The sequence below is a fragment of the Fontibacter flavus genome, assembly GCF_042432905.1.
Lineage (GTDB): Bacteria > Bacteroidota > Bacteroidia > Cytophagales > Cyclobacteriaceae > Fontibacter > Fontibacter flavus.
Map to the genome: position 1 here is coordinate 149,910 of NZ_JBHLWI010000004.1, position 24,268 is coordinate 174,177.

Below are 24,268 nucleotides of genomic sequence, written 5' to 3' on the forward strand. Positions count from 1 at the left end.
ACTTAAACGATACGCTATGAAAGCATTCTTCACGGACCTATTCCAATACACCTATAGAAGCAATGATGCTGTGATCTTGCTCCTGGAGAAAAATGAACAGAAAATTGCAGGCAAAACGATAACTGCGATTAGCCATACCCTAAATGCCCATCATGTTTGGGTTAAGCGAATAGAAAATGAACAACCTTTGTATGGTGTTTGGGACATTCATCAAATTGGAAATATGGGAGAATTCAACAAGGAACTATTGGAGCAATCCCTGAAGATCATCCATAACCATCCCTTATCAGCCTCAATTACCTACACCAATACAAAAGGGGATACCTATCAAAATACTGTTCAGGAAATTTTATTTCATATCATCAACCATAGCACTTATCATCGTGGTCAGGTCATTGCCCAGTTAAGGGAAGAAGGGATTGAACCGGTGGCTACTGATTATATCATCTACAAAAGATGAGCAGTACACAAGAATCGATTCGGCAGTTTCCCTCTCCTTGGACTTTGAAGGGGGAAGGAGTGATATTAGTCTATAAATTCAACAAAGATTGGGTGGAGGTCAATGGGTTTTTAACTGAAAGCCAGAAGGGGAATTTTAAGGGAGGACTGGGGTTTGTGATGCTGGTCAATTATCATGAATCTCCTGTGGGTCCTTACAAGGAGCTATTGATCATACCTGGAAAATTTAAACCACACGGAAGGCAATCCATTACCAGAATCTTTGTGGATTCTGTAACCAGTACGATGAATGGAAGACATAATTGGGGTATTCCCAAAGAAACCGTCCCCATAATCTGGCAAAAAAATGGTGCCACAGAAACCATTGGGATTGGTCCTGAGGATGATCCCATTCTATTTTGCAGGATCAAAACCAGTGGTATTGCATTTCCGGCGAGCACCAAAATTATGCCTATCAAATTGCACCAAGAGTTGGAAGGGAAAGTTTACCTGACCAATCCTTCGGGCTCAGGTTGGGCTAAACTGGCAAAAATTGAATCGTTGAAAGTTGACCAAGATCATTTTCCCAACATAGGGAAGTTTAAACCTCTTATGTGTTTCAAAGTCAATCCATTTACCATGCATTTCCCTGATCCTGAATAAATGAAAATTTCAGGTAAAAAAATAGTAGTCACCGGAGCGGCTTCTGGTATCGGAAAGGAACTTGTCAACCAACTTCTGAAATTTGATAATTCTATCTTGGCGGTTGATCTCAATAGTCATGGACTAAATCAATTGAAGACGAGTTATGGACTACTTGACAACTTATGCCTGGACTTGAGTAGAAAAGATGATCTAGACAACTTGTTTGTATGGATAGGAGACAATTGGGGAAGTGTGGATATTTTTTTTGCAAATGCTGGTTTTGCTGAATATGGACCTTGGGAAAATTTCGGATTGGATGATTTGGAGAGAATGATGAAAGTCAACACCCTGGCGCCAATGCTGATAGCTCAGTGGCTTCAACAACATCAGCAGGAACCCTTCCGATTGGTGGTCACAGCCTCAGCCATGTCTTATTGGCCTGTTCCCGGTTATGCAGGATATGCTGCATCTAAGGCTGCTTTACATCAATTTGCCGAAACCATCAGGAGCGAAGGTGGGGTCGACTGGTTGACTACAGTCTATCCAGGATCTACAGATACAGCTTTTTTTAATCATGCAGGCATAAATGTGCCTAAAGCTTTGCCCATTCAGTCAGTGGCTTCAGTCGTCGCGCGTATAATTGATGGGGTGAATTCAGGTAAAAGACGGATTTATCCATCCCGCATTTTCAGAATTGTCATGCTGTTAAACCGCATTTTACCGATCTTTAAGCCTATTTATTTTTCAATAGAAAGAAGAAAGCTGAGGGCTTGGAAAGGGAAATAAAGAGGCTGAAATTAAATTTTAGAAATTCAAGATAAAGCCATAAGATCTTTTGATGAAAAGCCTTAAATTGCTTCTCTTGTGAATTTGACCAAACTAATTATGATGAAGAATATTAAGTTTATCCTTTTGGCGATGGTGTTTGTCTCCTTTCTCTCTTGTAAAAGCGAAGAAGCAGAAGACAGTCTTCCAATGAAAGTTGCAAAGGCCTATGGATTCGACAATTTTGACAAATTGACCTCCATAGCTTATACATGGAATGTGCAGGTCAACCCAGAGATTGTTCGTTCGCGCGACTGGAAATGGAACATCAAGGAAAGAACTGTTTTATTTGCCGATGCAGATACAAGTTTTACCTATAGCCTTGATTTACCTAAAGAGGAATTGCCAAAGATTGATGGTGGCTTTATCAATGATAAGTACTGGTTGATGTTTCCTTTTCAATTGGTATGGGATACAGGGTACACCTATGTGGTGATGGAAGATGCCACTGCTCCAATTTCAGGAGACAAATGCACACAACTCACTATCATATATAATGATGCAGATGGATACACACCGGGGGATGCCTACGATCTGTACTTAGATGAAAAATTTATGATCAAAGAATGGGTATTCAGAAGAGGGAATGGGGTGGAAGGCAGACCTATCACCTGGGAGAATGAAAAAGAATTTAAAGGTGTGAAATTTGCCACGGAACATAAAAATGATGAGGGTGTAACTTTTATTTGGTTTACCGGGATTGAGGTGCAGTGAAAGAATTGGGTATTCATTGAGATATGGCGATAAAATTTCAAGAAGGCTGAAGACATTTCAAAAACCAATTCATTATTCTAAACACAGAAACACAATAACTAAAGTATTATGAAAAAATTTTTATTTGTTTTTGCCTTTTTATGGTCTGCAAATATTTATTCACAGAACCTGACAGAGGTTGAAAAAAAGTTGGTGGAAATTATCGACAAGAATTACCAGGAAACGGTAGCTCTTTTGGAAGAAACGGTCAATATCAATTCAGGAACTTTTAACCTAGAAGGGGTAAGGGAAGTAGGAAGGGTATTTGAAAGAGAGTTTACCAAAATAGGATTTGAGACCGAATGGATAAACCTCCCGGATTCATTGAGAAGAGCAGGGCATTTTGTGGCGTCCAAAAAAGGGAATAAGGGCAAAAAGCTTTTTTTTATCGGGCATTTGGATACGGTTTTTGAGAAAGATATGCCTTTTTATCCCTTTACCATGGTAGATGAAAATACAGCCAAAGGACAGGGAGTTAATGATATGAAAGGTGGGAATGTCATGATTTTTGCTACTTTGAAGGCGATGCATGAATTGGGACTCTTGGAAGACCGGACAGTAACAGTGTATTTTCCGGGCGATGAGGAGAATGCAGGCAATCCAAGTTGGGTCAGTCGATTGGATTTTGTGGAGCGCGCCAAACAACATGATTATGCTTTAGGGTATGAGACCGCCCAGGGATTTAATATTGCGACGATTGCAAGGAGAGGGGCAAGCAGTTGGACGTTGAAAACTTCTGGAAGGCAAGTACATTCCTCAGGCGTTTTCAGAGAATCGGTTGGATATGGTGCGATTTATGAAGCAGCAAGGATTTTGAATCAGTTTAGGGAAGAATTGGCAGGTGAACAGTACCTGACTTTCAATCCGGGACAGATCATCGGAGGGTCTGATATTGCTTATGACGAAATTACCGGTGAAGGTTCTGCTTTGGGCAAAACCAATATTGTTTCAAGAGAAGCATTTGTAACGGGTGATTTGAGGTTCTTAGGAGAACCTCAAAAAGAGGCAGCCAGAGAAAAAATGAGGCAGATAGTGGCCCAAAACCTCAATGGTACCACTGCGGAAATAAATTTTGAAGATGGCATCCCGTCAATGCCTCCTACCGAAGGAAATATGGCTTTGGTAGATATCCTGAGTAAGGTGAGCATGGATATGGGGTTTGGTGAAGTTAAAGCAGGTGATCCAGTTTCCAGAGGTGCTGGAGATATCTCATATGTGGCTGAATATTTAGACTGCATCGATGGATTAGGAGCATCTGGTACAGGTGCTCATTCTCCTGCAGAAACCATCAATATGAAGCAGTATCCCGATTTGTTGAAAAGGAGTGCATTGTTTGTTTATAGGCTTTTTGACATGTGATTCAATGAGCTGTTCAGTTTTGGATACAAGGCTGAACAGCATTTGATCGAACCAACCCGCACAATATAATTGGGTTTTTAAATCTTTCCGACAAAAATGCAAGCTGTTTGGTTCCTTTTTATAATTACCTGTTTTTCCCTGGAGGTTAATAAATTCTATTTCTTATTTTAGTCAAATGAAAAACAACTTGCTCAAGGCTGCATTGTTTTCTTCAATGATTTTAGCAGCTAACGGATGTAGTCAAACAGAACCAAACAAAACTGCCCCAACAGAAATGTCTGAACCACAAAAAATTGTCGTCTATCAGGTGTTTACCAGACTTTTTGGTAATACGAATACTACAAACAAACCCTGGGGAACAATTGAAGATAATGGTGTAGGTAAGTTTAATGATTTTACTGACAAAGCACTTTCCGAGATAAAGAGTCTCGGAGTGACACATATTTGGTATACTGGAGTCCCCCATCATGCAGTGATCCGTGATTATACGACTTATGGAATCAGTAATGATGACCCTGATGTGGTCAAAGGTCGGGCGGGCTCGCCTTACGCTGTGAAAGACTATTATCAGGTAAATCCTGATTTGGCAGAAGACCCTGCTAAGAGGATGGATGAATTTGAGGCCTTGATTGCCCGCACTCACAGAAATGGGATAAAGGTAGTAATCGATATCGTACCCAATCATATTGCAAGGAGATATGAGGGTAAAAATAATCCTAAGGGAGTAAAAGATTTTGGGGCTGATGATGATACTTCGGTGGAATATAAAAGGGACAACAACTTTTACTATATACCCGAGAAAGGATTTAAAGTGCCCGAACCATTAGGTGGTTACAAACCCCTTGGCGGTGAAACACACCCACTTTCGGATGGGAAGTTTGAGGAAGTTCCTGCCAAGTGGACGGGAAATGGTTCCCGTGAATCCCAGCCGCATTTTTATGACTGGTATGAAACAGTAAAAATCAATTATGGAGTAAAACCCGATGGGACAAAGGATTTTCCAGAGTTGCCGGAGGGGTATAGTCAAAAAGACTTTAGGGAACATTATCAATATTGGCAGGATAAGGAAGTGCCTGATTCTTGGAAAAAGTTTAGGGATATTGCCTTATTCTGGATCAAAAAAGGAGTGGATGGCTTCCGGTATGATATGGCGGAGATGGTTCCGGTGGAGTTTTGGTCATACATGAATGCAGCCATTAAAATGGAAAACCCTGATGCATTTTTACTTGCGGAAATATATAATCCCAAAGCTTACCGCGACTACATACATTTGGGGAAAATGGATTACCTGTATGACAAAGTTGAGTTGTATGATACACTAAAAAACATCATGCAGGGAAAAGGCTCAGCAGATCATATCATTCCAATTCAAAGTGGCTTGGCAGATATCAATAGGCATATGCTCCATTTCTTGGAGAATCATGATGAACAAAGGATTGCCAGTCCAGAGTTTGCTGGAAATGCCCAAAAAGGCAAGCCTGCAGCTGTAGTTTCCGCCACCATTGATCAGGGGCCGATGATGCTTTATTTTGGTCAGGAAGTAGGAGAGCCGGGGGCTGAAGATGCAGGATTTGGAAAGTCCAGCAGAACATCCATTTTTGATTACATTGGTGTGCCGCATCATCAAAGGTGGATGAATGGGGGGAAATTTGATGGAGGGCTATTGACTAAAGAAGAAAAGCAACTAAGAGACTTTTACCAAAGATTGATGAATTTTGTCATCAGCAGTTCGGCGATGGCCGGGGCATATCAGGAAATCCATACCCACAACCGTCAGCATACGGAGTGGTACAATGACAGGGTTTTTTCATTTGTAAGGTGGTCAAACAAGCAAAGAGTCATTGTGGTTACCAATTTTGATGCAGATCAAAGCTTCGGGTTTGAACTTGCTTTACCCCCATCACTTGTTGAGGCTTGGGGGTTGGAGGAAGGAGAAGTCCAATTGAAGGAGAAATTATACGGTAATGTGAAGCCAGTATTAAAAGTCCAGCCTGACAGGGCAAGCGTTAGGGTTGATTTAAAACCACTTGAAAGTTGGATCTTGGAGTTTTAGACAGGCGTTTCGCTGAAAGTCGCACGGGAAAATTCAGGGAAGCAAAGCATTTTCATTAAATTTGTACAACATATAAACCCAAATACTTCAAAGATGGCATATTATTTCAGATTGGGGAAAATACCTCCCAAAAGACATATACAGTTTAGACAGCCAGATGGTAGCCTTTATAAAGAGGAGTTAGTCAGTTCGAAGGGCTTTTCCGGTATCTATTCGAACCTCTACCATATTCATAACCCCAACAATGTTAAATCGATCGGTAAGCCGGTCAAATATGATTGGGAGCCGGCCAAAGAATATGGATTGTTGCAGACGCATTTGAAAACATCAGGTGTAAGTACCACGGGAAAAGATTACCTCAGTGCCCGTAAGATGCTCATGATGAACAATGATGTCATGATGGGCATTTGTTCCCCTGAGCAGCGAAAAATGGAATATTACTTCAAAAATGCCGATGGAGATGAGTTGATATATGTGCATGATGGAGAGGGCGTGATGTATTCCCAATTTGGCAAATTGGAAGTCAAGAAAGGCGACTATATCGTGATTCCGAGGACTACGATTTATCGCTTTGAGTGGAAAGAAGAAGGCCCGCTAAGGTTATTGGTAATAGAATCCAAAGGTCCAATTGAAACTGTCAAGCGATACAGAAATGAGTTGGGACAGTTGCTCGAACATTCTCCCTATTGTGAAAGAGATATCCGCCCCCCAGGCGAACTGTTAACAGAATCTGATAAAGGTGAATACTTGGTTCAGATCAAAAAGGGAGGCATGCTTCACCCTTACACGTATGGCCATAGTCCCTTGGATATCATAGGATGGGACGGATTCCTATATCCTTATGCGATGTCTATTTATGATTTCGAACCCATTACAGGGCGTATCCACCAGCCACCGCCAGTGCATCAAACCTTTCAGGCATGGGGATTTGTGATCTGTTCTTTTGTGCCGAGATTATTTGATTACCACCCATTGGCTATCCCTGCACCTTATAACCATAGCAATATAGACTCTGATGAGGTGCTATATTATGCAGAAGGGGAGTTTATGAGCCGTAAGGGAATAGATAGGGGTTCATTTACCATGCACGTGGGAGGCTTACCACACGGCCCGCACCCTGGCACCGTAGAAAAGTCAATTGGAGCAAAAGCTACTGAGGAATATGCTGTTATGCTGGATACTTTCAAGCCGCTTTTTGTCACCACACAAGGACTGGAGTTTGTAGATCCTAATTATCCCATGAGTTGGACAGAATAAAAAAGAATGGCCTTCGGAAAAATCCGAAGGCCATTCTTTTTTATAAGTTTATTTTTATTGTAACACTTCAAGAATCGGCTGACCTGTTGCGCCATTAGGAAGCCTGATATTCAGCATCATGGAAAGGGTTGGTGCTATATCCGTGATGGTAACATACCTGGAACTTTCACCTGAAGGCACTTTCCAGCCCATAAATACAATAGGCACATGCGTGTCATAGGTGTAGCCTGTGCCATGAGTCGTGCCGCGGTAAGAACTGCTTAGCCAAGCGGGTTCAAGGATCAACAACAAATCTCCGGAAGCTTTGTGGTTATACCCCATTTGGAGCAGGTGTTTTTTTCCATTCAGATATTCCATCCTCCTCATATCAGTAGCGGTGTACACTTCTTTAATACCATTGAACCTTAATAAAAATTCAGCAAGTTCCCTTTGAATTTTTTCCACTTCAAGCCCCTTCTCTTTGGCGAGCTCATGGTTAATGAATACTTGTTCATTGGAGAAATTGAGAATCCAATTGCCTTCTCCATAATTGATGTTTGAAAACCCTCTCATTTGGGTAAGGATGTATCGGGTATTGAAATTTCCTGCAGGCACATTTTCACTCAACATGTAATCTACAATATCAGCAACAGCATGGTCTGCAGTTAGAAAGATCAAGTAACCATCTTTGCCATATTCCTTATCCAGATAGTTGAAGAATTTTTCCAAATCCCTGTCCAACCTTAAATAATTGTCTTCTACTTCAACTGAAGTTGGTCCAAACCTATGTCCAATATAATCCGGTGATGAAAAGCTGACAGCAAGCAGGTCAGTTTCTCCTCTTTTACCCAATTTTTCCCCTTCAATGGCGGCATAAGCCATGTCCAAAGTTAGGCTATTACCAAAGGGAGTGGTGGAAATTAGTCCATATCCATCATTATTTTCCATCAAAGCAGGCAAATCATGTGGAAAAGAAGTTGTTTCCATTCCTATGAAAGGCCCCTCAAAATCGTTGTTGTCACTGATGCTTTGTGTATAGGTCTTAACAGGAAAGAGGGTTTCCCATTTTTTGGAAAGATACTTTTTAGGTAATCCTTTTTTATTGAAATCAGCTACCCATTTTGGTAATGTTTCGTGATAATACGTGGAGGTCATAAATTCTCCTGTCTTACTATCAAACCAATAGGCATCACCTAGGTGGCCTGCCGGAAGCGAAGCGCCACGGTCTTTTATCGCAATTCCCACTACTTTTGAGCGTTTGTTACTGGCAAATCTCAATTCATCAGAGATAGTGGTGGAGTACATGTTTCTAGGGGAAATTTTACCGTTTTCAGCAGTTCCTCCTACAGCATTTACAGTGCTATCTTCTGCACAATAGATCATCCTTCCCAGGTTTCTGACATACCAGTTATTGGCGATTATACCGTGTGTGGCTGGTGTTGCTCCTGTATAAACAGAAGCATGACCCGGACCAGTATAGGTTGGGATATAATTATAATGGGCATTTTTCATCATAAAGCCCTCTTTCATTAATCTTTTGAAACCTCCCTCGGTGTATCTATCCTGATACTTGTAAAAATACTCCTGGCGCATTTGATCTACCAGAATTCCCACAACCAGTTTTGGTTTTTCAGGCTTTTTATTTTGGGCCATCGAAGGGATGGAAATTACGATGAGGAAACAAATGAAAATAAATCTGTTCATTGATTAATTATTTTTTGTTTGGACAAATATAGGGAATACCACTGGTAGGTATTTGAAGAATTTGTTAAATGATAACCTGAAGGTGTTAATCCATAGTTTAGTTAGATGGTTGGTGATTCTATAAAGACATTGTATATTTCCAATTGGAATAATCATTAAGTGACCATGAAAAAAACGTTTCAATTCATTTTCTCCTTGTCAATGGCCTTTTTTGCAACCCTGGATTCAAATGCTTATGCCCAATCTTATTTTCAAGATGGTCTGAGTCCTGAATTTCATCGGCAGAGAAGAGATGCCTTACGTGAAATCATGCCTGAAAACAGCGTGGCAGTATTTTTTAACAATCCAATGAAAAACCGGTCAAACGATACCGAATATATGTATCGTCCCAATTCTGATTTTTACTATCTCACTGGATTTAGAGAACCCAATGCAGCATTGATTATATTTAAAAACCCACAAACTATTGACGGAAAGTCTGTTGGTGAAATCATGTATGTACAGCCGAGGGATCCAAGGAAAGAGCAGTGGGATGGAGAAAGGTTAGGTGTTGAGGGGGTCAAAGAAAAATTGGGTTTCGAACATGTATATCTCCATACTGATTTCCTGAAAAATCCAAAGGTGGATCTCTCTTCTGCCCATCCGATTCTTAGCTTCAATATGGGCGATATAGAAGGAGGAGCATATAATGCCCCTTTGAAAGAAATGGTAACTGCATTAAAAGGGATAAATCTGAGAAATGAAGCGCCAAGTACACCAAACCTTAATCAGTTGATGAACACGTTGAGGGTTGTCAAAACTCCTGAGGAAATGGGTATCTTGAAAAGAGCAGTTGAAATATCAGGGGTAGCCCATATCGAATCCTTTAAATCCATAAAGCCGGGAGTGTCCGAAAGGGCTATTCAGGGTGTGCATGAATTCGTGCATAAAGCAATGGGTGCTGAGGAAGTGGGGTATACTTCTATTGTCGGAGCAGGTAACAATTCCACCATTTTGCATTATGTAGAAAACCATCAGACCAACCTTCAGGATGGCTTGGTTTTAATGGATATTGGAGCTGAATATAGGGGGTATTCAGGCGATATTACCAGGACAGTTCCTGTAAAGGGCACTTTCTCTCCAGAGGAAAGGGCAATTTATGAGATTGTTCTGCAGGCTCTGGAAGCCGGAATTGCAGCTTGTCAGCCGGGTAATGATTTCAGGGAAATTGACCGTGCCGCAAGAAAAGTGATTGATGAAGGCTTGGTTGCCTTAGGGCTTGTGCAGCCTGGGGAAAGACATCCCTATTTTCCACATGGTATTGGGCATCATTTGGGTCTTGATGTGCATGATAGAGGGGCATATGGACAGCTGAAGCCTGGGATGGTACTGACTGTTGAACCTGGAATTTATATACCTGAGGGAAGTAATGTGGATCCTAAATGGTGGAAAATCGGAGTCAGAATTGAAGACAATATTTTGATTACAGAAGAAGGACATGAAAATCTGAGTGCATTTGTTCCTAAAACTGTAGCCGATATAGAGGCAGTTATGAAGGAGGAAGGAGTTTTGCAAAAACTTGGATTGAGTAAATAATATTTAAAGGATTGCAATAAAAAACGCTCCAAAATGTACGATTTGGAGCGTTTTTTATTGCTTAAATGATCAGTCTCTCTTTTTCAGGTCTCCTCTTTTGATGGATTGGATGAATCTTGACCAGGCAAATGGATCTAGCAAAGTAAATGGCCTTGGGCCATATCTATCCTGAATCTGCATGACACGTCCTTGTTGGAAATAACGCCAGTTTTCATTGCCTGAAGCCGGCATTTGCTCAGCATAGCGCAGGAGGGTTTCCGGACTCATATTGCCTCTGGTATCGATAGCCATTGGTGCTTCATAATTCATGGCCAGAACCTGTCTTTTAAATTCATCTTCAGAAGGAAAAGGCATGACTTCAATTTCAGCCAGAGCGATTTCATCCACCTGCATGGTGACGATCAAGCTGATATCGCCGGTTGAGTTTTCAGGCACTTTAAAGGTTTGTCTTTTCAAGCCAATAAAGCTGAAAACCACAGAATCTCCTTCCAGTACAGGCATTGAGAAATAGCCGTATCTTCCTGATGTGGTACCCCTTCCTTTTTTGGGTACATAGATATTGACCCCGGGAACTGCATCCGTACTGTCGGCATTGAGTACGATACCGGATATTTGCAAGACTTTTCTTTCTTTATCTTGCGCGAAAACTTCCATTGATCCCATAAATGTCAGGATGAAAAAAATGGAAAAGGCGATATGTAGATTTTTTAAACTCAATTTTATCACTTTTATATATAAACAGCCTGCAGGGCTTTCAGTTCAAGAAGAATTTCTAATTTCGGTATAATATTAGCCTATTTTGGCATCATTTGCTTAATTTCAGGCTGCTTTTATTCGTTAAAAATACTAAATGAGACTCAAAAATATAAGTTTGAGCTATGGCATGCGGATTTTTAAGGCGCTTTCAGAGGAGTCTAGAGTCCGTATTTTACATCTTTTGCTTCAAAATAAGGAGCTCTCTATTTCAGATTTGGAGCATATTCTGGACTTTACCCAAACCAAGACCAGTAGGCACCTGTCTTATCTCAAAAATGCAGGTCTGGTAGGTAGCAGGAGGGTAGATCAGTGGATTTTTTATTATATCCTTGATGAAGCGCAGGAAATTATTCAGCAAATCTTCAAGTTTATCCAAAAAGATATGAACCTCATCCGGGATCAGGAGGTTTATAACATATTGCGCTCCAATAGAGAACTTGCCATCAATAAGATTGAGAATAACCCGTACAGAAAATAAACTACAGGCTTGAAAACTTACCAACACCTATTCTTTGACCTGGATCATACCCTTTGGGATTATGATAGAAATGTCCAGGAATCATTATCAGAGATCCATCAGATTTACCAATTGGAAAATATTGGGATTAAGGATGCTTCTGCATTCATTACTTCTTTTTACAATGTTAATTTCAAACTATGGGCATTGTATGATGTGGGTAAAATTGACAAAAATTCTCTCAGGGAAAAGAGATTTAAGCTTGTCTTTGAAAATGCAGGAGCAGATATAAATGCTGTTCCCAAAGCTTTGGAAGAAGACTTTATGCATAGAACTTCCTCTAAGCCTCATGTCCTGCCCTATACTTTTGAGATTTTGGAGTATTTAAAACCAAAATATGGCCTTCATATTATTTCCAATGGATTTAATGAAAGTCAGTCCAAAAAAATGGAAGCTTCTGGATTGACCCCGTATTTTGACTTGGTGGTGACCTCAGAGACTACAGGTCATAAAAAGCCAGATCCAAGAATTTTCCATTTTGCCATGGATAAACTGGGTATTAAAAACTCTGAAACCATGATGATAGGAGACAATCCGAATTCTGATATTCTTGGTGCCATCAGGGCCAATATAGATAATGTCTATTTTGATCCTCATGAAAAGGGAATTGAACATCAGCCCACCTATACCATCAAGCATTTGAAGGAGTTAGAAAAATTTCTGTAAAAGAGAAATTTTCCATACCAAGACCGGCAAAACCGCAAATCCTCATAAGCACCCTTGAAATCAAAAAACATCGGGTTTTCCAAGCCCTTGTCCTTATATTTGTCTTATCAGAAACTATAAACTCAAATAGATATGTTAAAAGGATTTTTCAATGTGCCTACTCCGCACAATGAACCCGTAAAAAGTTATGCTCCAGGCTCACCTGAAAGAAAAGAACTTCAGGCGAAATTGAAAGAACTGAGAGCACAACAAGTAGACGTGCCTATGTATATCGGATCTGAAGAGGTAAGAACTGGCATTAAGAAACCCATGTCTCCTCCTCATGACCATCAGCATATTTTAGGATATTTCCATGAAGGCGATGCTTCTCACGTAGAGCAGGCTATCAACGCTGCTTTAGGGGCGAAATATGCCTGGGAAAATATGGAATGGGAGCAAAGAGCCGCCATATTCCTTAAGGCTGCAGACCTTTTGGCAGGGCCTTACAGAGCCAAGATCAATGCTGCTACCATGTTGGGTCAGTCAAAAAACGCTTTTCAAGCAGAAATTGATGCTGCCTGTGAAATCATTGATTTTATGAGATTCAATGTGAAATATATGGCGGAGATTTATTCTCAGCAACCGCCTGTATCAGGTAATGGCGTATGGAATAGGGTCGAGCAAAGACCTTTAGAAGGTTTCATTTTCGCCTTGACACCGTTCAATTTTACAGCTATTGCAGGCAATCTGCCTACTTCTGCTGCCATGATGGGCAATACGGTAGTATGGAAACCTGCCTACACGCAGATTTATTCAGCCAACGTATTGATGGAAGTTTTTAAAGAAGCAGGTGTGCCTGATGGTGTCATCAACTTGGTGTATGTAGATGGTCCTACCGCAGGAAATGTGATCTTCAATCATCCAGATTTTGCGGGTATTCATTTCACAGGCTCCACTGGCGTTTTCCAACACATATGGAAGACCATTGGAGAGAATATTTACAAGTACAAGACCTATCCAAGAATTGTAGGTGAAACGGGTGGTAAAGATTTTGTCATTGCCCATAAATCTGCAAATCCTAAGGCTGTGGCCGTTGGTCTTTCAAGAGGTGCATTTGAATTCCAAGGACAAAAATGCTCCGCTGCTTCGAGGGCCTATATTCCATCTAACCTTTGGGATGATGTGAAGAAATATCTTTTGGAAGACCTGGCTTCTATGAAAATGGGAGGTACGGAAGATTTTACCAATTTTATCAATGCAGTGATCGATGAGAAAGCCTTTGATAAGATTTCCAAGTATATTGACAATGCCAAGAAGGCTGAAGGTGTGGAAATCGTCGCAGGAGGGAATTTTGACAAGTCAAAAGGCTATTTTATCGAGCCAACGGTCATTGTGACAAAGGATCCGATGTATGTGACCATGCAGGAAGAGATTTTCGGACCTGTTTTGACGATTTATGTTTACCATGAAGACCATTATGAAGAAGCCCTGGAGTTGGTCGATCAGACCTCACCTTATGCTTTGACAGGAGCTGTCTTCTCTCAGGATCGTTATGCAGTGGAATTGGCGACCAAGAAATTGAGAAATGCGGCGGGTAACTTCTATATCAACGATAAGCCAACCGGTGCAGTGGTAGGACAGCAGCCATTCGGTGGGGCCAGGGCATCCGGTACCAATGATAAGGCTGGCTCTATGATCAACTTGTTGCGCTGGGTTTCTCCAAGAACGATCAAAGAAACCTTTGTATCTCCTGTGGATTATAGGTATCCTTTCTTGGGAGAGGACTGATTAGGAGACTGCCAGAGGCGAGAAGCGAGAGATTAGACTTGATTCACCGTGCCTGGGCGATAAATCTACTAGAGCCAAGAAACAAGAGGCAAGAATCAAGACTCGATCGGATTTCGGGAAATCCCATAAAATGAGAAATCGTAATTGTTCGTCGCTCCATGCAACTTGAATTATATTTACAAGATAGACCTCTGAACCCTGTCGGTTTGGAGGTCTATTTTTTTTACTTTCGACTGATTTTCGAAGACTCGTACTGGCTCTTTTAGGAGTTTTTCTTGAACAGCCATTTCCTTAGGAATCGGCTGCTTATCCATGCAATTTTAAAGTGCGACTTTAAATTTACAAGGATAATGCTTGTTTTACCTTGCAAATTTAAAATCTAGAGATAGCTAACTTCATGCTAGGCAGCGAAGATGTTAAAGCTACTCAGAGGTATTTGGTGTATAGAGGGAATGACTATTTCCCAATAAATGCAGATACCAAGGTGGTATCATTGAAAAAGATGTTAGAAATCATTGAGTCCATTTAACCCATATTATTTATGATGCGTAACTTATTTATTTTGTTTGGCTTGACCCTTTTGTTTTCATGTAAAGACTCCAAAAAGGAGCGCACTTTTGTATCTGCTGATCTTAGCGATTACATCGTAGATACCCTGTATTTAGAAAAAGATTCTTTGACCAGGAGTCTTCCTTTGGATTTCACCTATTTGGAGCAGGATGGTAAGCCATATTTGATTGGATATGCTCGTTTCAGATTGTATCAATATGATTATGAATCTGGGAAATTGATCAATAAAGTGATTTTTGAGAGAGAAGGACCGGATGGGATAGGCTCTTTCATTTCGGGATATCTCATCATAGAGGATGGTGTTTTTTTCATTTCAGACCAAAAACAACTTGTTCATGCTGACTTTAATGGGAAAGTTTTGGATAAGTTTCCTTTGCCTGAAGTACCAGAAGAAAGATTGGCGGTTAATTTCAGTATGGTCAACGGCAACAAGTTGAGTTATGATAAGGAAAAGAAAGAACTGATTTTGGCAGATGTTCCCTATTTGTTGAAAGAACCAAATATGAACTATAAGAACTGGGTATGGAAGTATGATTTGACAAAAAGATCTGCCGAACCTATGCCATTTACTTATCCTGATATTTACAGAGAGCATTATGATGATCCCGAGTTAGGTATTTACTCCCATACTTTTCTTAGTGACCAACAACTTCAAGTGGTGAGTTTTCCCGTAACGGATTCTTTATTGGTGATTGATAGGGGAAGTTCTAAGTGGGTGCCTTCCAAAAGTTCAGCCTCGTTGATTTTTCAGAAAGGTAAAACAGAACAGCAGGGAGAATACATTGTATTTTCTCCCAGTATGGAGACAAGCAGGTACAAGTGGGTATTTTTTGATCCTAATTCCCAATTGTTGTTCAGGTATGTGGACATCGCTACCAAAGTTCTTGAAAATAAAGACATTGATAACAAAAGCAGTTTTATCCTTCATAACCTCGATTTTGAGACGGTAGGGGAATTGTTTTTTCACAATAGGCAGATTGAATCCAGCGGATTTTCTACGCCAAAGGGGTACTATTTTAAATTGGCTAATCCTTCTTCCGATGACGTGGAGGAATACGTAAGAGTCAAAATTGACTTGAAATAGTTGCGATCTTTATGTTGACCGACAACATTAAAAAAGCCGACCTTTTTGGGCCGGCTTTTTCATTTATGGTGATGTTGCTTATTTCTTTTTGAACAAGGAGTCTACAAATTCCTTTCTGTTAAAGACCTGTAGGTCCGTCATTTTTTCGCCTACTCCGATATATTTTACAGGAATCTTGAATTGGTCAGATATGCCAATAACTACTCCGCCTTTGGCTGTGCCATCCAATTTGGTGATAGCAAGTGCAGTGATGTCTGTAGCTTTGGTAAATTCTTTGGCCTGTACGAATGCATTCTGTCCTGTGGAACCGTCCAGAACAAGCAGGATTTCATGTGGGGCATCATCAATGAATTTTTGCATGACCCTCTTTATCTTACTGAGCTCGTTCATGAGGTTAACCTTGGTATGCAAGCGTCCAGCTGTATCTACTATTACCACATCGGCATTTGTTTCTACTCCATGCTTAACGGCATCAAAAGCTACAGAAGCGGGGTCAGTGTTCATGCCGTGTGAGATTACTGGTACGCCAACACGCTCTCCCCATAGGATCAATTGGTCAACAGCAGCAGCACGGAAGGTATCTGCGGCACCCAATACAACAGACTTACCAGCCTGTTTGAATTGGTAGGCTAATTTTCCGATCGTGGTAGTTTTACCGACACCATTCACACCCACAACCATGATAACATAGGGTTTTTTATCGGCAGGCAAATCGAAATCTGAAAGGTCAGCGCTTTGATTTTCTTCTAACAGTCCTGCGATCTCTTCCCTTAGGATGACATCCAATTCGGCTGTATTCAGGTATTTATCTTTGGCTACCCTGTCTTCTATTCTTCTGATAACCTTGATGGTAGTTTCTACCCCAACATCGGAGGTGATGAGGATTTCTTCCAGTTCATCCAGAATTTCCTCATCGACTTTGGATTTCCCTACGACAGCTTTACTGAGTTTTGAAAAAATATTTTCGCTGGATTTTTGAAGGCCTTGGTCCAGGCTTTCCTTTTTTTCCTTTGAAAAGAAACCGAAAATTCCCATAGTGTTTTTTATTTAGAACCCGAATATAATGAAAAAGTCCCTTCATAGCTTTTGCCTGAAGGGACTTTTGTTGCATTACGATGTAAGGCAATTATTTTTTCAAGGTATCCTGAACCATTGTGGTTGGAACCATTTCTTCTCTGAAGGTATAAGCACCGGTTTTTTCAGACTTCACAGCCTTGATAACCTTTGCATATGTGACACCACCTTCTTTCTTAAGGGTTGCTACTACTTTCTTAGCCATATCTTAAAAGGGTTTTAATGCCGCTTGGCGCAACAATGATCCTAAATTATTTAATTTCTTTATGTACCGTAACTTTCTTCAAGATAGGGTTGTATTTTTTCAACTCCAATCTCTCAGTCGTATTTTTACGGTTTTTGGTAGTGATGTATCTGGATGTTCCAGCAACACCTGAATTTTTGTGCTCTGTGCATTCCAATACTACCTGAACTCTGTTACCTTTCTTAGCCATCGCTCTGTATTTTTAAATGGGTAAACCTATTCTTGATTATTTAATGATGATCATACCTTTATCCTGAGCATCTTTCAATACGGCGCTAACACCTTTCTTATTGATAGTTCTCAAAGCTTTGGTACAAACTTTCAACGTGATCCAAGCATCTTCCTCAGGAATGTAGAAGTTTTTCTTGTGTAAGTTAGGATAAAACTTACGCTTGGTCTTGTTGTTCGCGTGCGATACATTATTACCTACTCGAGGCCTTTTACCGGTGATGTCACAAACTTTTGCCATGATATATTATCGTATTATTAGAGACGTTTTTTCAATTGAGTCTGCAAATATCGGACTTTTAGCTGAATTACCAAAAGTACACTTCAAAAATATTCCGTAAAGTTTTAAAAATGTGTGGGATGGTGGGAGAGGCGATAGATTAGAAGCGTGAAGCGAGAGGTTAGAATCAAGAAAAATAATTTCGGAAGTGTGAAGTCGGATTGCTGAAGAGAAATTATGACGGGGCAATGCCAATAAACCCAAAACCCAAAACCCAAAACCCAAAACCCAAAACCCAAAATACCAATTACCAATTAACTAATCACTAATCAATTAATCCCTGTCCAACTAATTCACTTTTCCTTATAAGGACAATGTTTGCATCCACTTCCGCAGCAATACCCTCTTCTTGAGTGATATTGTGCGGTAAATACCATTAAGCCCTTTTCATTCATGTAATAATCTCCAGGAATTAGCTTCATGGGCATTGCCGGCTTCTTTTTGGAATTCATTCTTTATCCTAATGGCTTTTATTATATTTGTCAAAGTTGAATTTGTCCTTGACGGGCAGCAAAAATACAAATTTTATGATGGAAACAATAAACTCAAGCAAACAGGCCATTGAATTGGAAGACAAATATGGAGCACATAATTACCATCCCTTGCCTGTTGTGCTGTCCAGGGGAGAGGGCGTTTTTTTGTGGGATGTAGAAGGTAAAAAATACTATGATTTTCTTTCAGCTTATTCTGCTGTAAACCAAGGTCATTGTCATCCAAGGATCAAAGAGGCTTTGATCGAACAAGCTGGAACTTTGACCTTGACTTCAAGGGCATTTTATAATGATGTGCTAGGGCCCTTTGAGAAATATATTACTGAATATTTCGGCTTTGATAAGGTGCTTCCTATGAATACAGGTGCCGAGGGTGTGGAAACTGCCATCAAAATTGCCAGAAAATGGGGCTATGAGAAAAAAGGAGTAGCAGAAGGTATGGCGAAGATTGTTGTAGCCGAAAACAACTTCCACGGAAGGACCTCTACAATTATTTCATTTTCATCTGATGCGAATGCAAGGAAGAATTTCGGCCCATATATGACGGGTTTTGTCAGTATTCCCTATAATGACATCGAAGCATTGAAGACTGCTTTGAAAGATGAAAATGTAGTGGCGTTTTTGGTAGAACCAATTCAAGGTGAGGCTGGCGTATATACACCGGCAGAGGATTTTATCCAATTGGCAGCGGAAGCTTGTAAGTCCAAAAATGTGCTTTTCATTGCGGATGAGATTCAGACGGGAATAGCCAGGACAGGCTCATTATTGGCAGTCTGTGGTAATTGTTCCTGCGAAGGACATTGTGAAAGACAGTCTACCTATGTGAAACCTGACCTGTTGATTTTAGGCAAAGCCATTTCTGGAGGCTTTTATCCAGTTTCTGCTGTTTTGGCAGATAACTATATCATGGATGTTATCAAGCCGGGAACCCACGGATCTACTTTCGGTGGCAATCCCCTGGGAGCAAAAGTGGCCATGACTGCATTGGAGGTAGTTAGAGATGAAAAACTGGCCCAAAATGCCAGGAAATTAGGTAAAATCTTCCGTGAGCGCATGCAGGTTTTGGTCGAAAAATACAGCATTCTAAAATTGGTAAGAGGAAAAGGTTTGCTAAATGCTATAGTGGTCAATGATTCACCGGACAGCAGCACTGCTTGGGATATGTGCGTGGCATTAAAAGATAACGGGCTATTGGCCAAACCAACACATGGTAATATCATCCGTTTTGCCCCACCTTTGGTGATGACAGAAGAACAACTGCATGATTGCTGTGATATCATTGAAAAGGTGGTGAGGGAGTTTGAAAAGTAGAAGTAGATTAAACAGATTCTGATTATGTGCTATTCTGTCAGTAGACGAATAATCCTTTGATTTTGGAATAGAAGCTTACTTTCCAGTAGGCAGGACCGATGACGGAAGTCCGAAGAAGGCAAAGATTTGGAGTTTACTACGTAATATAGCCTTGGGAATAAGCTACTGGCAAAGTTCCAAATATTCATGAAACAGGAATACTAGTATGATTCATGTTTCAAAAACCCTTCAAGTGAATGAAAAGCTTGAAGGGTTTTTTAATTTTTATTTTAATGAGGATAATTTTTTAAAGCCTATTCTGGTTTTTTTACCTTTGGGCCGTCAAACCTGTTAACACATGAGCAAAGCCATTATTTTCGATATGGATGGGGTGATATGTCATACCAATCCCTTTCATTCCATCGCCTTTAAAGAGTTTTTTGCTAAAAGGAATCTTTTCCCAACAGAGGAAGAGTTTGCACTTCACATGTATGGGAAGAATAATTCCTATATTCTAAGCCATTTTTTGGGAAGAAAAATTGAAGGGCAGGAGTTATTGGATTTGGAGTTTGAGAAAGAAAGTTTGTTCCGTGAAATTTATAAAGAACAGGTTAATCCGATATCAGGTTTTATGGAGTTTTTTGATTCCCTTAAGAAGGAAGGACTTAAAACTGGTGTAGCTACTTCTGCTCCATTGGCTAATCTGGAATTGATAGCAGGAACGTTGAGTTTAATTGATAGGATGGAATCCATCCTCGCAAGCGAACATGTGACCAAGCATAAGCCTGACCCTGAGGTATACCTGAAATCCTCTTATAATCTTGAGGTGGAGCCAGATTTCTGTATCGTGTTTGAAGATTCTTTTTCGGGAGTTACAGCAGCCAAGAATGCTGGAATGAAGGTAGTAGGAGTGTTGTCTTCACATTCGAAAGAAGAATTGCCGGTTTGTGATTACTATATTAATGACTATATCGGATTGGATGTGAATAGAATATTAAGCTTGCTTTAGAGAACTAATTTCAAAAAAAATCAGGGTTCCCCCAATGATTTTGCTTAACATTATTTTAAGGATTTTTTAATATTAAGTCATGACTTAACATTAGCTTAATATTTAAAAATTTAAAATTTTGAAGACTTTATCAAGTTTTTCAATGCGTTGATTGTCCGGAAACTCCAATTCTTACCCTTTGTTGATATGTCGATTAACAAATTGATAACAGTTAAGACATCATAAAGAAATATTGACGCCGCAACTTTGCATCGCTGTACAATAAGTATCCAATACTTAAAAAAATATTTCTGACATGCGGATAAAATTCGCTTTAGCCTTCACTGTATTGGTGCTGGCATTTGTCGACGTTTTTGCAAGGGACGTTGATGAAGATTCTCTATATACCGTAGAGGAAAAAAAACAAGTTAAAAAGAGCTGGTATGAGACCATTCAACTTCGGGGTTATGCGCAGTTGAGGTATAATGGTTTGTTTGAAACAAATCCTGACCTGAAGTGTGATCAATGTGATAAATCTTGGGGAGGTGAAGGAGGAGGTTTCTTCTTTCGAAGGATACGGATGATATTCTATGGACAGATCCATGAAAGGGTGTATATGTACATACAGCCTGATTTCGCATCGGGGGGAAATAATTTCGCTCAAATCAGGGATGCCTATTTTGATTTGGGGTTAGACGCTAAACAGGAATTCAGATTGCGAATTGGTCAGTCTAAGGTGCCTTTTGGTTTTGAAAACCTTCAATCATCACAGAATAGGATTCCTTTAGATCGTCATGATGGGCTTAATTCTGCTGTGGCTAACGAACGGGATATTGGGGTAATGTTCTATTATGCACCAATCGAGATCAGGAAGAGATTCAGTAGTTTGGTGTCTTCCGGATTAAAGGGTTCTGGTGATTATGGGGTCTTGGGCATAGGACTTTACAACGGTCAGACGGCCAATGCGCCTGAAAAAAACAAGTCTTTTCACTTAGTGTCAAGAGCGACCTGGCCTTGGGAATTGAACTCTGGACAGATCATTGAAACCTCTTTTCAGGCTTATACAGGAAAGTTTGTAATCAATAGAAATCCCCAGACAGATTTTACCCAAACCGAATTTGAGGAATATAGGTATGGTCCATCTCTGATTATATACCCCCAGCCATTTGGTCTTCAGGCCGAGTTCAATTGGGGCCGTGGTCCTGAATATGATCCGGAAACAAACACTGTAAAAGATGCACCTATTAGAGGTGGGTATGTGATGGCCACTTATATGCTAAAAGCCCAAAAGGATATTTTCATACCTTTTACTAGGTACCATTATTATAAAGGAGGTAAAAAGCATGAGTTGGATGCAACCAGACATAGGGTAAACGAACTCGAGATAGGCATTGAATGGCAGCCGCATAAGGCTTTTGAATTGGTAGCGATGTACACCATTTCAGATAGAACCTTTGAAAACTCTCTTAACCCTGATAATAGACAAAAAGGAAGTTTGCTGAGGTTACAGGCCCAGGTGAATTTCTAAAAAAATAAATAACGTTTAGTTTATATTGTGTGAAAGCAGGTCCCATTGGAGACCTGTTTTTTTTGGTATTCACTGTTAAGTTAAATTTTTACCTGGAGCTAAAATCCATTTTGTGAAGAATGGTAAACCTCCCGGAGTTGATGAATTCATTGTTTTGGGTCTGTGGGAAATGCTGGTAAATCATCTGGTAGGTGATCGAAAGGTCAACCTGTTTGCCAGCGGATAAGATTAGGCCGGCCAATGTTCTGTTTTGATTAAAAAGGCTACCTTTTGAAAAATTACCTGCATTGAACATGATTTCATTTGCTGTATACCACTGAATTCCCTTCAGATTTTCGAAGATCGGTCCCTGAAGCTGTAAGGCATACCTAAGTCGGTTGAAAGTATCGTAAGAATATGTTTTTGTTTTAAATTCCGGCATAACTTCAATAAATCGCTGCTCGGCTCTAAAGCGATGTGTTAAATGAATTTTCGAATAATTACGGTTTACCTGTAGTTGTTGCCAAATTCTGTTTTCATCTAATAAAATTGGTTCGCCTTTTTCCAAATAGGTTCCAAACCATGCATAGCCGGCGCTCAATGAAATATTTTTGGGTGTGAAATAACTGAACCCAGCTCTGGCAGCCACCAGACTTGGGTAAAATAAGGTAGTGCCTTTGGTGCGGTGATTGAGATCAAAAGTAACTCCCCATTTATCCGAAATTTTTGTTTGGTTATTGTATGTCAGCCATTTTTGAAAGTCTTGTTGGCCAAAAACTGTTCCTGTCAAGACACTTGAAGTAAACAATAAGAGTAGGATGGTCAAGCTTTTTTTCATGTTCATAACCTCATTAAAATTCTGTGCATTTGGGATTGGGCGATACCTAATTTATTTTTTTAATCAAAAATTAGAATGTGACAAAAGTTACATTGAGGGTATATGCTATTTTATTTTTTATCGAAAGGAAAATTTACAGGATGATTGGTTGGCTTTATGATCGAATAGGGGGAACGAAAGGTATTTATTATTCTTTTTTGGAATTTTCCTGTAGCTAATTATAGTTAACTTTGTGTGACCAAAAAACAAAACTGACATGCTCAGAAGACCTAGAAGAAACAGGAAATCGCAAGGCATCCGCAACATGGTGGAGGAAACCAGGCTTTCCGTTAAGGATTTTATATTCCCGATGTTCCTAATTGATGGGATCAATCAAAAAGTTGAAGTGGCTTCTATGCCTGGGATTTACAGGTTGTCCCTAGACCTCATGCTTCAGGAAATAGAAGATTGTATGAAACTGGGGATTATGGCTTTTGATATTTTTCCAGCTTATCCAGAGAGTAAGAAAGATAAATTTGCAACTGAGAGTTATAATCCTGAGACTTTTTACTTAAAAGCTATTCAAAAAATCAAAACCACCTTTCCAGAGGCAGTGGTGATGACAGATGTGGCGATGGATCCCTACAGTTCGGATGGTCACGATGGTCTGGTTCAGGATGGAAAAATAATGAACGATGAGACACTCGAAATCTTAGGTAAGATGTCTTTGGCTCAAGCCCAGGCAGGGGCTGATATCTTAGGCCCTTCCGATATGATGGATGGCCGCGTTGGTTACATTCGAAGTGTCCTGGATGAACATGGTTACACCGATGTGTCCATCATGTCCTACACGGCAAAATATGCCTCTGCATTTTATGGCCCTTTCCGGGATGCCTTGGATTCTGCACCGAAGATGGGAGATAAAAAAACCTATCAAATGGATCCTGCCAATTATTACGAGGCCTTGATTGAGGCAGATTTGGATACGGAGGAAGGTGCTGATTTTCTGATGGTCAAGCCTGCCCTAGCCTACTTGGATGTTATCCGCTTACTCAAAGACAACTCCAATCTACCCATAGCCGCCTACAATGTCAGTGGAGAATATGCCATGATCAAAGCTTCCGCCGAGCGTGGCTGGATCGATGGAGAACGGGCTATGCTGGAAAGTCTACTCAGTATCAAGCGCGCCGGGGCGAATGTGATTTTGAGTTATTTTGCGAAGGAATTTGGTTTGTTGGAAAAGAACAGGTAAATGATTCTTTTTTCAAAGGAAAGTTTCAGCTTATATTTTATTGAAAAATACCCAAAATTGGGTATTTTTTTTGTCAACTATAGTCCTTTTCTTTGAAACTAACCAATTTCACTATGAAACTACCCCCCCCACACACACACACATTTACT

24 protein-coding genes are annotated in these 24,268 nt (G+C 40.2%); 16 read left to right on the forward strand and 8 right to left on the reverse strand.

The window, feature by feature from the left end:
• Nucleotides 1-16: 16 nt before the first annotated feature.
• The 7 genes from ACFFIP_RS02425 to ACFFIP_RS02455 all read left to right on the forward strand — a co-directional run bounded on the left by ACFFIP_RS02425 (nt 17) and on the right by ACFFIP_RS02455 (nt 7,330).
• Nucleotides 17-460, forward strand: a complete 444-nt coding sequence (locus ACFFIP_RS02425; protein ID WP_382385967.1) for a DinB family protein — start codon at nt 17-19, stop codon at nt 458-460.
• Entirely contained in the window at nt 457-1,101 is a 645-nt protein-coding gene (locus ACFFIP_RS02430) for an acetoacetate decarboxylase family protein (protein ID WP_382385968.1), read from the forward strand. Before ACFFIP_RS02425 ends, ACFFIP_RS02430 begins: the two co-directional genes overlap by 4 nt.
• Nucleotides 1,102-1,869: an SDR family NAD(P)-dependent oxidoreductase gene (locus tag ACFFIP_RS02435; RefSeq protein ID WP_382385969.1), complete on the forward strand. Its 768-nt coding sequence runs from the start codon at nt 1,102-1,104 to the stop codon at nt 1,867-1,869.
• A 99-nt stretch (nt 1,870-1,968) separates the two neighbouring features.
• Complete coding sequence (locus tag ACFFIP_RS02440; RefSeq protein WP_382385970.1) at nt 1,969-2,622, forward strand: hypothetical protein; 654 nt, start codon at nt 1,969-1,971, stop codon at nt 2,620-2,622.
• A 108-nt stretch (nt 2,623-2,730) separates the two neighbouring features.
• The gene (locus ACFFIP_RS02445) at nt 2,731-4,020 is read left to right on the forward strand and encodes a M20/M25/M40 family metallo-hydrolase (RefSeq protein ID WP_382385971.1); all 1,290 of its coding nucleotides are present in this window, start codon (nt 2,731-2,733) and stop codon (nt 4,018-4,020) included.
• 175 nt (nt 4,021-4,195) lie between these two features.
• Entirely contained in the window at nt 4,196-6,073 is a 1,878-nt protein-coding gene (locus tag ACFFIP_RS02450) for an alpha-amylase family glycosyl hydrolase (protein WP_382385972.1), read from the forward strand.
• 93 nt (nt 6,074-6,166) lie between these two features.
• Nucleotides 6,167-7,330, forward strand: coding sequence for a homogentisate 1,2-dioxygenase (locus tag ACFFIP_RS02455; RefSeq protein WP_382385973.1), 1,164 nt, complete (start codon nt 6,167-6,169; stop codon nt 7,328-7,330).
• A 54-nt stretch (nt 7,331-7,384) separates the two neighbouring features.
• On the opposite strand, the gene pafA is transcribed toward ACFFIP_RS02455, so the two are convergent.
• The gene (gene pafA / locus ACFFIP_RS02460) at nt 7,385-8,962 is read right to left on the reverse strand and encodes an alkaline phosphatase PafA (protein WP_382386045.1); all 1,578 of its coding nucleotides are present in this window, start codon (nt 8,960-8,962) and stop codon (nt 7,385-7,387) included.
• A 216-nt stretch (nt 8,963-9,178) separates the two neighbouring features.
• Between pafA and ACFFIP_RS02465 the strand changes: the two genes are divergently transcribed.
• Nucleotides 9,179-10,588: an aminopeptidase P N-terminal domain-containing protein gene (locus tag ACFFIP_RS02465; RefSeq protein WP_382385974.1), complete on the forward strand. Its 1,410-nt coding sequence runs from the start codon at nt 9,179-9,181 to the stop codon at nt 10,586-10,588.
• 69 nt (nt 10,589-10,657) lie between these two features.
• Here the strand turns inward: ACFFIP_RS02465 and ACFFIP_RS02470 are convergent, their stop codons facing one another.
• Entirely contained in the window at nt 10,658-11,251 is a 594-nt protein-coding gene (locus ACFFIP_RS02470) for a carboxypeptidase-like regulatory domain-containing protein (RefSeq protein WP_382385975.1), read from the reverse strand.
• 187 nt (nt 11,252-11,438) lie between these two features.
• On the opposite strand from ACFFIP_RS02470, the gene ACFFIP_RS02475 reads away from it, so the two are divergent.
• The 4 genes from ACFFIP_RS02475 (at nt 11,439) to ACFFIP_RS02490 (ending at nt 15,948) form a co-directional block, all read left to right on the forward strand.
• Nucleotides 11,439-11,822: an ArsR/SmtB family transcription factor gene (locus tag ACFFIP_RS02475; RefSeq protein WP_382385976.1), complete on the forward strand. Its 384-nt coding sequence runs from the start codon at nt 11,439-11,441 to the stop codon at nt 11,820-11,822.
• A 9-nt stretch (nt 11,823-11,831) separates the two neighbouring features.
• Complete coding sequence (locus tag ACFFIP_RS02480; protein WP_382385977.1) at nt 11,832-12,527, forward strand: YjjG family noncanonical pyrimidine nucleotidase; 696 nt, start codon at nt 11,832-11,834, stop codon at nt 12,525-12,527.
• A gap of 132 nt (nt 12,528-12,659) precedes the next feature.
• Nucleotides 12,660-14,294 carry an L-glutamate gamma-semialdehyde dehydrogenase gene (pruA, locus tag ACFFIP_RS02485; RefSeq protein ID WP_382385978.1) on the forward strand — a complete coding sequence of 545 codons (1,635 nt, stop codon included), beginning with the start codon at nt 12,660-12,662 and terminating at the stop codon, nt 14,292-14,294.
• A 541-nt stretch (nt 14,295-14,835) separates the two neighbouring features.
• Nucleotides 14,836-15,948, forward strand: a complete 1,113-nt coding sequence (locus tag ACFFIP_RS02490; RefSeq protein WP_382385979.1) for a DUF4221 family protein — start codon at nt 14,836-14,838, stop codon at nt 15,946-15,948.
• Nucleotides 15,949-16,026: 78 nt separating this feature from the next.
• Here ACFFIP_RS02490 and ftsY read toward each other — a convergent pair whose 3' ends face one another.
• The 5 genes from ftsY to ACFFIP_RS02515 all read right to left on the reverse strand — a co-directional run bounded on the left by ftsY (nt 16,027) and on the right by ACFFIP_RS02515 (nt 18,226).
• Nucleotides 16,027-16,983 carry a signal recognition particle-docking protein FtsY gene (gene ftsY / locus ACFFIP_RS02495; RefSeq protein ID WP_382385980.1) on the reverse strand — a complete coding sequence of 319 codons (957 nt, stop codon included), beginning with the start codon at nt 16,981-16,983 and terminating at the stop codon, nt 16,027-16,029.
• 91 nt (nt 16,984-17,074) lie between these two features.
• Nucleotides 17,075-17,227 carry a DUF4295 domain-containing protein gene (locus ACFFIP_RS02500; protein WP_014770900.1) on the reverse strand — a complete coding sequence of 51 codons (153 nt, stop codon included), beginning with the start codon at nt 17,225-17,227 and terminating at the stop codon, nt 17,075-17,077.
• A gap of 46 nt (nt 17,228-17,273) precedes the next feature.
• Complete coding sequence (gene rpmG / locus ACFFIP_RS02505) at nt 17,274-17,456, reverse strand: 50S ribosomal protein L33 (protein WP_009185441.1); 183 nt, start codon at nt 17,454-17,456, stop codon at nt 17,274-17,276.
• A 36-nt stretch (nt 17,457-17,492) separates the two neighbouring features.
• A complete protein-coding gene (rpmB, locus tag ACFFIP_RS02510) occupies nt 17,493-17,735 on the reverse strand; it encodes a 50S ribosomal protein L28 (RefSeq protein ID WP_382385981.1) in 243 nt (80 codons plus the stop codon).
• Between the two features lie 332 nt (nt 17,736-18,067).
• A complete protein-coding gene (locus ACFFIP_RS02515) occupies nt 18,068-18,226 on the reverse strand; it encodes a C1orf53 family protein (protein WP_382385982.1) in 159 nt (52 codons plus the stop codon).
• A gap of 75 nt (nt 18,227-18,301) precedes the next feature.
• Here ACFFIP_RS02515 and rocD point away from each other — a divergent pair, with 75 nt between their 5' ends.
• The 3 genes from rocD to ACFFIP_RS02530 all read left to right on the forward strand — a co-directional run bounded on the left by rocD (nt 18,302) and on the right by ACFFIP_RS02530 (nt 22,071).
• Nucleotides 18,302-19,576, forward strand: coding sequence for an ornithine--oxo-acid transaminase (gene rocD, locus ACFFIP_RS02520; protein ID WP_382385983.1), 1,275 nt, complete (start codon nt 18,302-18,304; stop codon nt 19,574-19,576).
• Nucleotides 19,577-19,913: 337 nt separating this feature from the next.
• A complete protein-coding gene (locus ACFFIP_RS02525; protein ID WP_382385984.1) occupies nt 19,914-20,564 on the forward strand; it encodes an HAD family hydrolase in 651 nt (216 codons plus the stop codon).
• Nucleotides 20,565-20,859: 295 nt separating this feature from the next.
• A complete protein-coding gene (locus ACFFIP_RS02530; RefSeq protein ID WP_382385985.1) occupies nt 20,860-22,071 on the forward strand; it encodes a porin in 1,212 nt (403 codons plus the stop codon).
• An 88-nt stretch (nt 22,072-22,159) separates the two neighbouring features.
• On the opposite strand, the gene ACFFIP_RS02535 is transcribed toward ACFFIP_RS02530, so the two are convergent.
• Entirely contained in the window at nt 22,160-22,888 is a 729-nt protein-coding gene (locus ACFFIP_RS02535; protein ID WP_382385986.1) for a DUF2490 domain-containing protein, read from the reverse strand.
• Between the two features lie 256 nt (nt 22,889-23,144).
• Between ACFFIP_RS02535 and hemB the strand changes: the two genes are divergently transcribed.
• Nucleotides 23,145-24,119, forward strand: a complete 975-nt coding sequence (hemB, locus tag ACFFIP_RS02540) for a porphobilinogen synthase (RefSeq protein WP_382385987.1) — start codon at nt 23,145-23,147, stop codon at nt 24,117-24,119.
• The last annotated feature ends 149 nt before the right edge of the window (nt 24,120-24,268 follow it).